Origin of the sequence: Mesorhizobium sp. ES1-1 (genome assembly GCF_020164785.1) — a bacterium.
In the GTDB taxonomy this organism is placed as follows: domain Bacteria; phylum Pseudomonadota; class Alphaproteobacteria; order Rhizobiales; family Rhizobiaceae; genus Mesorhizobium.
Map to the genome: position 1 here is coordinate 41,663 of NZ_JAIUGX010000013.1, position 14,586 is coordinate 56,248.

Annotated in this window: 10 protein-coding genes; 9 read left to right on the forward strand and 1 reads right to left on the reverse strand. The window is 58.5% G+C overall.

What is annotated here, in order from left to right:
- Positions 1 to 324 precede the first annotated feature (324 nt).
- The 5 genes from LB513_RS21090 (at position 325) to LB513_RS21110 (ending at position 6,433) form a co-directional block, all read left to right on the forward strand.
- The gene (locus tag LB513_RS21090; protein ID WP_224665458.1) at positions 325 to 1,728 is read left to right on the forward strand and encodes a helicase HerA-like domain-containing protein; all 1,404 of its coding nucleotides are present in this window, start codon (positions 325 to 327) and stop codon (positions 1,726 to 1,728) included.
- Entirely contained in the window at positions 1,728 to 2,666 is a 939-nt protein-coding gene (locus tag LB513_RS21095) for a patatin-like phospholipase family protein (protein ID WP_224665459.1), read from the forward strand. Before LB513_RS21090 ends, LB513_RS21095 begins: the two co-directional genes overlap by 1 nt.
- Positions 2,667 to 2,684: 18 nt before the next feature.
- Complete coding sequence (locus LB513_RS21100; RefSeq protein WP_224665460.1) at positions 2,685 to 3,560, forward strand: nucleotidyltransferase; 876 nt, start codon at positions 2,685 to 2,687, stop codon at positions 3,558 to 3,560.
- A 691-nt stretch (positions 3,561 to 4,251) separates the two neighbouring features.
- Positions 4,252 to 5,370: an ABC transporter substrate-binding protein gene (locus tag LB513_RS21105; RefSeq protein WP_224665461.1), complete on the forward strand. Its 1,119-nt coding sequence runs from the start codon at positions 4,252 to 4,254 to the stop codon at positions 5,368 to 5,370.
- 73 nt (positions 5,371 to 5,443) lie between these two features.
- Complete coding sequence (locus LB513_RS21110; RefSeq protein ID WP_224665462.1) at positions 5,444 to 6,433, forward strand: ornithine cyclodeaminase family protein; 990 nt, start codon at positions 5,444 to 5,446, stop codon at positions 6,431 to 6,433.
- Between the two features lie 23 nt (positions 6,434 to 6,456).
- Here the strand turns inward: LB513_RS21110 and LB513_RS21115 are convergent, their stop codons facing one another.
- Positions 6,457 to 7,398, reverse strand: coding sequence for a LysR substrate-binding domain-containing protein (locus tag LB513_RS21115; RefSeq protein WP_224665463.1), 942 nt, complete (start codon positions 7,396 to 7,398; stop codon positions 6,457 to 6,459).
- A 162-nt stretch (positions 7,399 to 7,560) separates the two neighbouring features.
- Between LB513_RS21115 and LB513_RS21120 the strand changes: the two genes are divergently transcribed.
- The 4 genes from LB513_RS21120 (at position 7,561) to LB513_RS21135 (ending at position 14,586) form a co-directional block, all read left to right on the forward strand.
- Complete coding sequence (locus LB513_RS21120) at positions 7,561 to 9,246, forward strand: GMC family oxidoreductase (protein WP_224665464.1); 1,686 nt, start codon at positions 7,561 to 7,563, stop codon at positions 9,244 to 9,246.
- Complete coding sequence (locus LB513_RS21125; protein WP_224665465.1) at positions 9,239 to 10,732, forward strand: aldehyde dehydrogenase family protein; 1,494 nt, start codon at positions 9,239 to 9,241, stop codon at positions 10,730 to 10,732. Before LB513_RS21120 ends, LB513_RS21125 begins: the two co-directional genes overlap by 8 nt.
- Positions 10,729 to 11,835: a mandelate racemase/muconate lactonizing enzyme family protein gene (locus tag LB513_RS21130; protein ID WP_224665596.1), complete on the forward strand. Its 1,107-nt coding sequence runs from the start codon at positions 10,729 to 10,731 to the stop codon at positions 11,833 to 11,835. Before LB513_RS21125 ends, LB513_RS21130 begins: the two co-directional genes overlap by 4 nt.
- A 564-nt stretch (positions 11,836 to 12,399) precedes the next feature.
- A complete protein-coding gene (locus LB513_RS21135; RefSeq protein WP_224665466.1) occupies positions 12,400 to 14,586 on the forward strand; it encodes a type I secretion system permease/ATPase in 2,187 nt (728 codons plus the stop codon).

Below are 14,586 nucleotides of genomic sequence, written 5' to 3' on the forward strand. Positions count from 1 at the left end.
CCCGACGCAATTTCTATAGCATTCAATCCCGTCTGGCGTCTTACCGCATGAAGCTCCGACTGATTGAAGCAGACTCTGCGGCTTGTGGGGCTTTACCACGGAGAACGAAACTGGCTGACTTGTGGGATGTGTTCCCGCACTGAGTGAAGAGATTGTACAGACCATAGAAGCGACAGAAATCATGACAAGGCGAGCAAGCATTTCCACCTCCCTGATGTAATGCCCGTTAGCATCACCTAATGTGCAGACAGCCGCAATGCCGGGGTCATGAACCATGACATCGCTCGCGAATTCGTGATCAAGAAACGGAGGATGAGGTTAGTTATGGTGTGGATTGAAATCGGCACCACCTCGACGGGCGGAATCGTGGCGCTACCCCTCCGCCTGGCCAATCGTCACGGCCTCGTGACCGGCGCGACGGGAACGGGCAAGACCGTCACCCTGCAGCGCCTCGCCGAGCAATTCAGCGCCGCCGGCGTCCCGGTGTTTGCGGCCGACATCAAGGGCGATCTGTCGGGAGTTGCAGCCGGCGGCCGCTTCCCTGTGGCTCTCTGGGACATCTTCGGCCGCCATGGGTTGCCGGTCCGCACCAGCGTGCAAGAAATGGGCGCTGGCCTGCTGTCGCGCATGCTCGGCCTCAACCAGGCGCAAGAGGGCGCGATGGAGATCGCCTTCCGCAAGGCGGAGGACGACCAATCCTACATGCTCACCCTGGACGATCTGCGCTGGTCTCTGAATGACATGATGGAAGAGCGCGAGGACGTGTGCCGGCAATACGGCAATGTCACCGCCGCCTCGATCGCAGCCATCCAGCGCAATTTGCTGGCCCTCGAGGCGCAAGGCGGCGATCGCCTGTTCGGCGAGCCGCCATTCGACATCATGGATCTGATGGCGCTAGACGGCGGGGGCAGGGGCACAATCAACCTACTGCATGCCGATCAATTGATGGAGGCGCCGAAGCTCTACGCCACGTTCCTGCTGTGGCTGCTGTCTGAGCTGTTCCGCAAATTGCCCGAGGCCGGCGACCTGGCCAAGCCGAAGCTGGTGTTCTTCTTCGACGAGGCGCACCTGCTGTTCACCGATGCGCCGAAGCACCTGGTGCAGAAGATTGAACGGCTCGTGCGCTTGGTGCGATCGAAAGGCGTCGGCGTGTTCTTCGTCACCCAATCGCCGACCGATGTTCCGGCGGCGATCCTCGAGCAGCTTGGCACGCGCGTGCTGCATGCAATGCGCGCTCACACTGCGGAATCGTTGAAGAAGATCCGCGCGGCCGCCGACACGATCCGGCCGCGCAAGGGCTTCAAGACGAAAGAGGAATTGCCGACGCTCAAGATCGGCGAGGCGTTGGTGTCGGTCATCGGCGAGGACAATGTGCCGAGCGAGGTCGAGAAAGTGAAGGTGATCTATCCCGCCGCGCAGGTCGGAGCGATTTCAGATGAAGAGCGCCAAGTCGTGCTCGAGCAGACCCTCTTGCGGAAGAAATACCATGCTGGACTGGCCGATCATGTCGCGGCCCGGGCGTTCGTCCGGCGCATGAAAGAGGCGAGGGGGATTGATCCGGGTCCGGAGGGCGAGGCGATCGCGCCCGAGCCCAACCTCTATCTGAGGCACGTCCCGACGATCAATGAAGATGTGGATTCGGGGAAAGGCGTGCGGCGCGGGCTGGCCGAAATCGCCGGATGGGCCGCGGTGGCGGCGATAGGGCTTAAGATGGCTGGGGTGCTTTGATGAGTGACAAGGGCAGCGAGAAATTCCGCATCCTTTCGTTGGACGGCGGCGGCGCGAAGGGATTCTACTCACTCGGCGTATTACATGAACTTGAGGCAATGCTCGGTGGCGGTCCACTATGCGAGCGCTTCAACCTAATCTACGGCACAAGCACGGGTGCCATCATAGGGACGCTTCTCGCGGTCGGGAAATCGGTCACTGAGATCCATGACCTGTATGCCAAGTATGTGCCGACGGTCATGAAGCCATGGCTGCCCTCGGCCAAGACGGAAAAGCTGGCAGCTTTGGCGAACGAGATTTTCGGCGACATGCAGTTCGACGCTGTTCGCACAGGCATCGGCATCGTGGCCACCAATTGGGCCAAGGAAAGGCCGATGATCTTCAAAGCGGAACCCACCCAAGCGCATGGCAGAGTGGCTTCGTTCGTTCCCGGCTGGGGTGTGCGCTTGGCTGACGCCGTCCAAGCCTCGTGCTCGGCCTATCCATTCTTTCTGCGGAAGACCATCACGACATCGGATGGAGATACGATCGAACTTGGTGATGGCGGCTTCTGCGCCAACAACCCGTCCCTCTACGCCATAGCCGACGCTGTTGAGGCGCTGGGGGTCCGCCGCTCAGCAATCGCCTTGATCAGCATAGGTGTCGGCGTCTACCCATCGCCGAAACGGGCTCCACTTGGCCCCGCCTGGTTAGCAAATAAGCTGCCTTCGATTCAACTTCTGCAAAAAACGTTGGAAATCAACACGCAGTCGATGGAACAGCTTCGAAAAGTGCTATTTGAAGACGTTGGGACAGTCCGAATAAGCAATACTTATCATCAGCCGGAGATGGCTACGGACCTGCTGGAACACGATCTGGCCAAATTGAACATTCTTCGCCAGCGGGGTCGTGAATCGTTTGAAGAACATGAGGGGAGGATTCGGGCCCTCCTTGTTTGACGAAATGAGGGGGCGGATATGGCAATTTCAGAAGCGCAGTTGGCTACTTGGTCAGCGCAAGGTTCAATCACGCAGTCGGCGACGACCTACCAGGCCATTCGGGGAGTACTCAATGACACTGGGTCGCCCTATTATGCGAAGATATTTGAGATTTTCCTACAAGGATCTTATGGCAACGCCACCAACATCTATGCCGACAGCGACGTCGATGTCGTCATCAAGCTGACCTCAACATACTATCCAGATACGTCCCGCTTGAATTCAGCGGAGAAGGCGCAATACGATCGTGATTGGACCCCAGCGTCTTATGAACTAAGTGAGTTCAAACGGGATGTCGCTGCCTGGCTTACCTATAAGTTTGGCAATGGTGTAAAGGTCGGCAACAAGGCGATATTCGTCCCAGGAAACGGCAGCCGGCGTGACGCGGACGTCCTCGTTGCGGCGGAACACCGCCTGTATACCGGCTGGCCGGGATATGTGGAGGGCATCGTCTTCGAAGCTGGATCTGGTCGGCGTATCGTCAACTATCCGAAGCAGCATTCAGAAAATTGCACGGCCAAGCACCAGGCAACCGACGGCCGGTTCAAGCCTATGGTGCGTGTGCTGAAGAATATGCGAAACAAGATGAAATCCGACAGGTATTTGGCTGACGGAGTGGCGCCATCATACTACCTCGAAGGGCTTCTCTATAATGCGCCAAATTCTTGTTTTGGAGCAAGCTTTCAGAACACGTACGAATTATCGATGGCCTACCTTCTTACAGCGCACCGAGATCAACTGATGTGCGCAAACAATATCCATTATTTGGTCCGCGACGGCTACGACACGAGTTGGTCGGACGCGAATTTCGTGGCCTATATGAACGCCGCCGATGCTTTTTGGAGAAACCACTAGCTCACCAGAGCTTGACACCATGTTCATTGAGCCGCGAGGCAATCGCCTTCGCGGCATCGTCCCGGCGCCTGCGGACGTCGCATAGGCCTGGCCCGGCGTTCCCCAGTGAGCCGGGACGTGAGCGACGGAAATAGTGATGGCCGCCTATCACGCAGAAGCCGAATATCGCTGGGAAGCCGTCTAGACAACCGTCAATGCGCGTCGACCTCGGGGAAATCGTGGTCTGCGAAGGATATCGGCACGCTTCTTGTCGGCGCCAATGGCAGACGCCGACAGTTCCCGGGGATCATAGGACGGGCCGAGGAAGGCGAACGATGTTTCGATGGCAAGATTGATGGTGTGTCAGCGCCCAGAACGTCTGAACGAGGCCTACGATCAGTTGTCGTTCGATCTCCAAGGGGCAGGAACGGCGGAAAAAGCCAGGTCTTCGGAAGCGCACCCTTTACTCTTCCCGGCGCCTTCACCGTCCTGTGCTGCCGCATTGGTTGGCACTCAAGAAGCGCTTGCTGCTAGGAACGCATCGTTATTCCTCGCATGGCTATCTCTGTCGCCGCTGTGCGGAGAGGTGGTATAGCCGTTCTGATATGCTCAACCGTCATATCGACGAGCCCTAATCGTCATTGGTCGGCTGTCGGTCCGGCATGCAAAATAATGGCGGAGTGCAAACAACAAACAAACAGAGGGGCTACCAATGGTTGCAAGTGCAAAAAACTATTCGCGGGCGCGGTCAGGAGTGCTCGCGCTCATGATGTCTGCTTCATTGGTACCAGCCGCAAGGGCCGATATCTTGATCGCGGTAGCCGGCCCTGTGACAGGACCTTTGGCAGCCCCGGGCTCAGAAATATTTAACGGAGCCAAACAAGCCGCCGAGGATATCAACGCTAAGGGTGGGATCAACGGTGAGAAAATCATCCTTTCCATCCAGGACGATGCTTGTGATCCGAAGCAGGCCGTGTCTGTCGCGAACGCCATCGTGGCCGCCGGCATCAAGCTGGTCGACGGACACTTCTGTTCCGGCTCCACAATGCCGGCGTCTGACATCTATAACGAGTCTGGCATCACCGCGATGACGGTTTCCTCAAATCCCAAGATAACCGAACGAGGCTATCAGAACATCTTTCGGTTTGGCGGGCGCGATGACCAGCAAGGGCCGGCCGGCGCCGAGTTCATCTTGAAAAAGTTCGCCGGAAAAAAGGTCGCTTTGCTCAACGACAAGTCGACTTATGGGGTCGGTCTGGTGGATGGCGCCCGCGCGGCGTTTAAGGCAGCCAACGCGGTTATTGCGATCGATGACGGCATCAATCCGGGCGAAAAGGATTACTCAACTGTTGTCCTGAAACTCAAAGAGGCCGATGTCGAGGCAGTCTATTTCGGCGGCTACCACACCGAAGCCGGTCTGATGGCGCGCCAAGCATTGGATTCCGGCTATAAGCTGTCCATCGTGGGTGGCGATGGATTGAATACCTCGGAACTGGGCGCCATTGCCGGCGCCGCTGCTGAGAACGTATTCTTCACCTTTCCGCCAGACGCCACAAAGACGGCCGCAGGCAAGGAAATTGCTACCCGGATGCGGGCGAAGAACTTGAGCGCCAGCGGCTGGACCATCTACTCCTACGCAATCATCGAAGCTTTGGCGGAAGGCGTTGCCCGCGCCGGCGGCCAGGACGCGGCGAAAGTCTCCGAAGCTCTTAGGTCGAAACCGGTGACCACGGTTCTGGGCGACGTTTCGTTCGACGCAAAGGGCGACAACACCAAGCCAGGCTACGTCGTCTACCATTTCGTGTCGGGCACGCCGACCGAAATCGAATAGCACAACCGCAAGTGCCAGCCGCCGGCGCCAGTGGCGCCGGCCCATTCTCATCCAGATCGTGAGCAATTCTTCAATGGGCCTGAATCATTCCACCTTGTTCCTCAATCGCGATGCGGTCGAGGCGGTGAACCTCGACATGAAAAAGATCATCGATATCGTCGAGGAGGCCTTGATCGAGAAGGCGCATAATAGGGTTCAGATGCCGGCAAAGCACTGGATGGAGCGCGGGATGGATCGTGACAACTCGCGATGGTTTGGCGGGATGTCGAGCCTAGTGCCGAAGTTCGGATATGCGGCCATGAAATGGCAGTCCGGTTCCGATGAGAACGCCGCCAAGGGTATTCCCTATCTCACCGGCCTGCTCTTCCTAAATTCGATCGAAGACGGTCTGGTCGCATCCGTCATGGATTCGACATGGATTACCCAGCAGCGGACTGCCGCCGCTTCTGCGGTCGCAATAAAGCATCTCGCCAATCCCGGCGAAGAGAGTTTTGGCGTTGTCGGCGCCGGTGTTCAGGCGCGAAGCCACCTCGAAGCGCTCGGCCATGTGATGCCAGCCCTAGAAACGGTATTCATCTACGACATCAATCCCGATGCATCGCGGCGATTTGCCGAAGTCGTGCAAGCAGCTGGCCTCACGCCGAAGATCGTCAACACGCCGCGCGCCGTGTTTGACCAGACATCCGTCATCATCACCTGCGGCCGCATCCAGGCCGATATGGACCGTCTTGCCGATGCCGATTGGGTTCGTCCCGGTCTCACCACAGTAGCCATCGACTACGACTGCTACTGGAAACCTTCAGGCCTACTTGCGATCGACCATTTGCTGACGGATGATTTGGGCCAAATCGAACATATCAAGCCGTATGGCTACTTCGTCGACAGCCCGAAATTCAAAGGAGAGTTGGGCAGTGTTGCCGCCGGTCTGCTCGAAGGCAGGAAAAAGCCTGACGATTCCGTCGCGGTGATGAACATGGGTGTCGCGGTCGAGGATGTCGGCACCGCCAAGGCCATTTACGAAGCGGCGCGAGCAATGAAGCTTGGTCAGGTGCTTGAGCTTTAACTGCTCGGAAAGCCGGCAAACTTCTAGGAAAAGGCTTCAGATTCGCCGGGTCTTTCGAGCAGGCCGGTTTGCAAGAGCCACTTCCTGAAAGCCGTCACCGTCGCGCGGCGTGCCTTGCTCGAAGTATAGCAGAGGAAGTACGCAATGCCATCGCGGAGTTCCACGTCCGACATCTTGACCAGTTGGCCCCGGTCCAAAGCGGCTGAAATCAACGAATTCCGGCCCATGGCTATGCCCTGCCCAGCTTCGGCCGCCTCTATCATCATCGCGGATTCCGAAAAGCGGATGTTTGAGCGGCGTTGAGGCAGGGTGACGCCGGCTGCGTTCGCCCAATCCTCCCAGTAGTTCTTCTCGGAAAAATGAAGGAAGGCGACTTTGTCGGCGACATCCTCGAACCGGGAGGAACTGAGCTCGTCAGCCAATTTGGGCGCGATTACCGGAAAAAGCGGTTCTTCAGCCAGCTTTTCCGCGATCACGTCTGGCCATTTTCCGTCGCCGACCCGGATTGCGATATCTGCCTCTCCCTTTGTGAGATCCGCTAGATGGCGATGCCCGTCGATCGTCACATCCATCCAGGGATGTGAGAGCGCGAACTCACCAATTCTCTTGCTGAGCACGCGCGAGCCGTAAGAGCGCGCCATGGCGACCAGCAAAGTCTGCCGTGCGCGAACATTGGTGACAGCCAGCAGACCGCTTTGAAGTTCAGCAAAAGCGCGTTGGCAATGAACCCAGAGCGCATCGCCGGCCTCGGTAAACTGCAAACCGCGCGGCGTCCGGAAAAAAAGCGGTGCGCCGATAAACTGTTCGAGCGATTTGATCTGCCGACTGAGAGCGCCCTGTGTCAACCCGAGTTCCCCTGCAGCTCGAACAAGGTTCAGGTGGCGTGCCGAAACTTCAAAGATATGGAGAGAACGCAGCGATGGAATCTGCACGAGCAATTCGCTGCGATGGTCATTGCGCGGCATCGTAGACACTTCCTGGGAACTCCATGCCGAACCTAACAAAACGAAATGGCCCGCGATATGAGAAAAACTCATAGCGCACGGCCGTTGGTTTGACATGGTTTAAAGGTCGGGCCGCGCTTAGGTTGTTCTCGGCGGAAAATCCTAAGACGCGCGAGTGAGCATTTGGTATTCGACTATATCATTGTTGGTGGCGGCTCTTCGGGCTGCGTCATGGCTAACCGGCTTTCCGAAGGTGGCAGCCGCGTTCTGCTGATCGAGGCTGGGGAGGACACGCCGCCTGACGCCATTCCCGACGACATTCTCGACGGCAATCCGACGCGCGCCTATTTCAATCCAGACTATCAATGGCCGTCGCTGAACTCGGTTCCGGTTCGCGATGGCCGTGAGCCGAGCCACTATGAGCAAGCGCGCGTCATGGGCGGCGGCTCGAGTATCAACGCGCAGGTCGCCAATCGCGGCGGACCTGAGGACTATGATGGATGGGCATCGAGTGGCGCGTCGGGATGGGCCTGGACGGATGTCCTCCCTTATTTCCGCAAGCTGGAGTCCGATCAGGACTTTGATGGCGAGTTTCACGGCAAAGACGGACCGCTCCCAATAACACGGGTCAAAAGATCCGAGTGGTCCGGTTTCATCACAGCGGTATCGGAAGCATACGAAACAGCCGGCCTCCCATTTAGGTCGGACTTCAACGGCGCGTTCGGCGACGGATATTCGGTCGTGCCGCTTACCAATCGCGACGGGCGTCGCGTGTCGACCGCTATCGCCTACCTGACACCCCAGGTTCGCACCCGAAAAAACCTCACGATCCTGCCCGACACCACCGTCGAAGGATTGACCTTTTCTGGGCGAGCCGTCACCGGCGTGGAAACCCAGGGCCGCTCTGGCCGCCAATCCTATCAGGCGTCGACCGTCATCCTGTGCGCGGGCACCATCCACTCGCCGGCAATTCTGATGCGTTCCGGGGTCGGCCCCGCTGAACAACTAGCCAAGCTCGGTATACCTCTGATCGCCGACCTTCCCGGGGTGGGGCAGAATCTGCAGGAACATCCCTCGATCGCCGTGTCGGCATATCTCGCGCCGGTCAACCGCATGGCGCCTCATGTCAGCGGCCACATCCAGATGCATGCGCGCTATTCGTCCGGTGTCGATGGCTGTCCTGAAACGGACATGGCGATATCGGCCGTCGCAAAGTCCGCCTGGCATCCGCTCGGCAAACGCCTAGGTTCCCTCCAACTTTGGGTGAACCGCGCTTATTCTACGGGTGCGGTTATGCTCAAGGATCGTTGCTATACCTCCGAGCCCGAAGTCGACTTTAACTGGCTAAGCGACCGCCGTGACATCGATCGGCTGAAAGGTGGCTTCCGTTTCCTGGCAAAATTGCTGAAGCAGGAAACACTCTCCGCAGTCGCCCTCGATCCGTTCCCATCGGCCTGGAACCGGCGCGCCAAGCAGGTCAGCAAGATCAATCGCCTCAATTACGGGCTGACGTCTGCCTTGGCGATGCTCATGGACAGTTCCACGGGTTTGCGCCGCAGCCTCATCAAGCGCCTCATAACAGACGGCGTTACCATCGCAGATATGGTCGGTGACGACGATCTGCTGGAGTCGTTCATTCGCCGTAACGTGACCGGCAACTGGCACCCTACATCGACGTGCCGTATGGGCGCAAAGACTGATCCTTTCGCAGTTACGGACGCCTCCGGACGTGTCCGCAACGTTTCCGGCCTGCGCATTGCCGATGCGTCTGTGATGCCGTTCTGCCCACGGGCAAATACCAACATTCCCACCATCATGGTGGCCGAGAAAATGGCGGACATCATTTTGAAAGAGCACGTGCATGACTGACGGCGCGGTGTTGAAGAGTTTTATCGACGGCCAATGGATGGATTCGTCGTCAGGCGGGCGTATCGAGGTAGATGACCCGTCCACCGGCGAAGTCATAGCGCTGGTCGCCGAAGCCGACGTGTCAGACATCGACCTGGCCGTTACTGCCGCCCAGAGGGTGTTTCGTGAACGTACGCTCGTCGATATGCACCCCTACGATCGTGGGCGCTTGCTCTTCCGCATTGCCGATGCGCTGGAGTTGCGTGCCGATCAGATCGCAACGACGGTCTGCATGGATACCGGCAAGGCTATTGATGTAGCGCGTGAGGAAGTTGGCACGGCCGTACGCTATGTAAGATATTACGCTGGCCTGGCGGATAAGCTCGAAGGCCGATCGATCCCGCGCGGCGCCAACATCGTCGACTATACCGTCAGAAGCCCGTTCGGCGTTTCCGCTCAGATCGTGCCGTGGAATTTCCCACTTGAGTTGACGGCGCGCTCGCTGGCATGCGCCATCGCGACCGGCAATTCGGTCGTCGTCAAGTCGCCGGACCTCGCGCCACTATCCGGGATTGAGGTCGCCCGCGCCTGCGAGGCGGCAGGTTTGCCTGCCGGCGCGGTCAATATCCTGACCGGCTACGGCCACAAGGCGGGACAGGCGCTGATAGAACATCCCGACGTTCGCCATATTGTGTTCACCGGCTCCATGGCGACCGGCAGAACGGTGCTCAAGACCGCGGCCGAGCGCATCATACCCTGCATCATGGAACTCGGTGGAAAATCGGCCGGCATCGTCTATGCCGATGCCGACATCGACTGCGTGATTGATGCAGTGCGCAGCGGATCATTCCTTAATGCCGGCCAGAACTGCAATGCTTTTTCCCGTCTGCTGGTCGACAAGAGGATCGCGGACGAAGTCCTGGAGCGCGTGAAATCGTGCGTGCAAGGGCTGTCCGTCGGGCCGGGCCGTGACAATTGCGACATCACCCCGCTGATTTCGAAAAGACAGCAGGATGGCGTCGAACATGCCTGCCACACGGCAGTTTCCCAAGGCGCGCGGCTGGTGACGGGTGGATCCGCGCTGAGGGACCGCAGCGGTTACTTCATGGCCGGGACACTGTTTTCCGATGTCGAGCCTAGCAGCCATCTCTTCCAGACCGAGACGTTTGGCCCGGTCCTCGCGGTCACGACGTTTGACGATCCTCTGATGGCAGTCGAGCTTGCGAACGGCACGGAACAGGGCTTAGCCGCCGGCGTGTTCACGAAGGACCTCGATCTCGCTTTGTGGACGGCTGAACGGCATTGGGCGGGACAGGTCTACGTCAACGGCTGGTTCGTTGGCGGCGTCGAGACGCCGTTCGGCGGCGTAAAGCAATCCGGCTACGGCCGTGAGAAGGGCCAGGAAGCCTTGGACGGCTACGTACAGACGCGAAATGTCGGCATCAAGATTGCGCAGCCAGCCTCGAATTGGGCCGAAGGCGGCAAAGTGCGGAGAGACCGAGCATGAGAATAACCTCAATCAAGACGATCATCACCCGTCCGCCGATCCGGCATCCGGGAAAACTCGGCGTCGGTGATCTTGTCGCCGTAGACGCAGTGATCGTGAGTATCGAAACCGATGCTGATTTTTCGGGCGTGGGTGAATGCTCGCCTTGGGCGGTGTTTGCCGAAAATGCGTTTGCGATCAAGGCAACGATCGACAACTATCTGGCGCCGGCCCTCATCGGCGAAACCCCGTTCAATATCGAAGCGCTCCTGCTCAAGATGGACGCCGCGCATTACGGCTCGTCCTTCGCCAAGACCGGGGTCGAAATGGCGCTGCTCGACATCGTCGGCAAGGCATTGAATTGTCCCGTCAACCAGCTCCTAGGCGGTCTTGTGCGGGACAGGATCAGCCTCAGCTATTCAGTCACTAACCAGGAAGTCCAGGCCGATCTGGACGAGAGCCGCTGGCTGCTGGACCAGGGCTTCAAGGTTCTCAAGATCAAGACCGGAGTTCTACCCGAGCGCGAGGAACTCAGCCGGGTGGAAGCCTTGCGCAAGCTTGTCGGCGATGAGTTCGACCTGCGGATCGACTTCAACCAAGGCGGTCGTCGCGAGCAGATGACGCGGCTGTGCAGGCAGTTGGAGGCCTTCAAGCCTACATTCATCGAGCAACCGTTCAAGGGCTTCGACCTCGATGCAATGGCGGCGCTTTGCGCGGTTCTTGATACGCCCGTTATGGCGGACGAAAGTGTACTGAGCTGGGACCAAGGTTTTCAGGTTGCCAAGCGTCAAGCTGCAGACATCATCTCGATTAAGATCGCCAAGATGGGTGGCTTGGTGCGTTCTAAGAAGGTGGCCGGCATGTGCGAGGCGGCCGGAATCCCATGCTACGCTGGCGCGATGTGGGAGTCCGGCATTGGCCTGGCCGCCAGTCTGCATTTTGCGTGCTCATCGCCTGCGATCAAATACGGCAGCGATTTCTATACTGCCAACTACCTCATGACAGATGATCTCATCATTTCCCCGCTTGCTGTAAGTGACGGCGACATACTTGTGCCAATGGGCCCTGGGCTTGGTATCGAGCCTGATTGGGAGGCAATTGAGCGATACAGGGTGGTTGCGTAGTTTTGACCGCCTTGACTGGCAACTGACATACCCAACTGATTATAAGGGGCGTTCAGCTCGGCCAGAGAGCCGCGCAATCTCAGCCGCGTGGCTTTCGATGACTGGGTCTGAGCTATTGGGGCGCAGCTAATGTCTTTTGCCACCATTACACTCCACCGGGCCCGATTTGGCGGGGGCAGGCTGGGTTGAGTGGCAGAAACGCGCCCCGGGGCAGCCCCGCCGCATGATAGCCACCGCTCATCGAGCTTAACGAATTCCACGATCGCAACCGATTGGACCTGCTATTAGCGTATTGGAGCTCTATCCATCTGTCGGGACGTGTCGCTCAACGTCCACGCCTGATTCATCAAGCCACCGCGTTGAGGGGATCTGCCGGCTAACCAACCATCCTGCTGCCTTTTTTCGGCGTACTAAAAGCCACTTCGACCATGTAGGACGAAGCAAATCTCAAATTAGATTTTCCTAATAGTTAATCACAAAAAGTTGTTCTGCATTTTGCCGCTTTTCAACTTTTGCTGATTGCTTCTGGGCTGCCGCGTAGCGGATAAATCAAAATACAACTTAATGTTGTTTGCCGGGGGGCAAGTGGGAATTTCTACACCCATAGTCGCGCGCTTGGACAGCGGCGTCATCTGCTTGACGTTGATGACCCAGTATCTCCGCCAGCCGGCCAATGCCGACGCCATTCGCCATGACCTGGGTCTTGGCGAGGGGCTCGCGGATCGGGTCGACATTGTGCGGGCAGCCAAGCGGCTGAAGCTCAAAGCCAAGATTGGTATGCCGGCGCCGAAGCGACTGTATCGCCTGCCATTGCCGGTTATTATTGAAAAGAGAGATGGAAGTTTTGCGCTGTTGGCGGCGGTTTCCTCCGGCAAGGTCTTGCTACAGGACCCGCAGACAGCAGCCCCTCAGGAGCTTTCACGCGCCGATTTCGACGCGCTTTGGAGCGGCTATGTCGTCCTGGTCACTAGCCGGGCCTTCGCGCAGGGCTTCTCGCGCCGCTTCGATTTCTCCTGGTTCATCCCCGAGATCATCCGCTACCGCTGGATCTTCGCCGAGGTACTGCTCGCCTCATTCTTTGTGCAGCTGCTCGGGCTGATCTCGCCGATTTTCTTCCAGCTGATCATCGACAAGGTGCTGGTTCACAACGGCCTGACCACGCTCGAGGTCCTGGTCATCGGGTTGTCGGCCGTTTCCATGTTCGAGGTGCTGCTCACCGGCCTTCGCACCTACACCACCATTCACACCACCAGCAGGATCGATGTGGCGCTCGGCGCCAAGCTGTTTCATCACCTGCTCGGCCTGCCGATCGCCTATTTCGAGGCACGGCAGACCGGCCAGACTGTGGCCCGCGTGCATGAACTGGAGAACATCCGCGCCTTCCTCACCGGATCGGCGCTCACGGTCCTTCTCGACGTGCTTTTCTTATTTGTCTTCCTGGCCGTGATGTATCTTTACAGCCCCTGGCTGACCGTGATCGTCATTTGCTCGATTCCAGCCTATGTTATCCTGTCGATGGCGGTCACGCCGGAGTTTCGCCGCCGTATCGAGGAAAAGTTCAACCGCGGCGCAGAGAACCAGACCTTCCTGGTCGAATCGATCGTCGGTGTCGAAACGCTGAAGGCGATGGCGGTTGAGCCGCAGATGCAGCGTCGCTGGGAGGACCAGCTTGCCGGCTATGTAGGCGCCAGCTTCCGCACGGCCCGGCTAGCGAACTTCGCTTCCAATACCGCCCAGCTCATTTCGAAGGCGGTTATTGTCGCCACCATGTGGTTTGGCGCCAAAGCGGTGGTCGCCGGCGACATGACGGTTGGCCAACTGGTTGCCTTCAACATCATGGCCGGGCGAGTTTCTGGCCCGGTGCTGCGGTTGGCGCAGCTCTGGCAGGATTTACAGCAGGTGCGTATCTCCGTCGACCGGTTGGGAGATATCCTCAATGCACCCGTCGAGATCTCGGGCGGCGGAGGACAGGGCTCTCTACGCAAAATCTCGGGCCATGCCGCCTTTGATCACGTCACGTTCCGGTACCGCCAAGGCGAGCGCGAGATCCTCAGTGACGTCTCGTTCCAGACCGAGCCGGGCGAAATCATCGGCATTGTCGGTCCATCGGGATCGGGCAAGAGCACTGTCGCCAAGCTGCTGCAGAGGTTGCATGTTCCCGAACGTGGCCGGGTCCTTATCGACGGCGTCGACCTAGCGTTGATCGATCCCAGAAGTCTGCGTCGTCAGATCGGCGTGGTGCTGCAGGAGAACATCCTGTTCCGCCGAACGGTGCGCGAGAACATCGCGCTCGCGGATCCCGCACTGCCATTGGAGCGGGTCATAGAGGCGGCCAAGCTGTCCGGCGCTCACGACTTTATCGTCCAGCTGAAGTCAGGCTACGACACGGTCCTGGAAGAGCGGGGTTCAAATCTCTCCGGCGGCCAGCGCCAGCGGATTGCGATAGCACGCGCCTTAGTTACCAATCCACGCATCTTGTTATTTGATGAGGCCACCAGCGCGCTTGATTACGAGTCTGAGTACGTCATCCAGCAGAACATGCGCCTCATGGCTAAAGGCCGCACCGTGTTCATTATCGCTCACCGACTGGCGGCACTTCGGGACGCCACCCGCATCATCACCATTGAAGCGGGCCGTATCACCGAACAGGGTACGCATGATCAGCTTCTGAAGCTTAATGGTCGGTATGCCCAGCTTTACCGATTGCAGGCGGAGCAGCGCCCGTCGGCCCAACCCCAGGCGGCGGAGTAG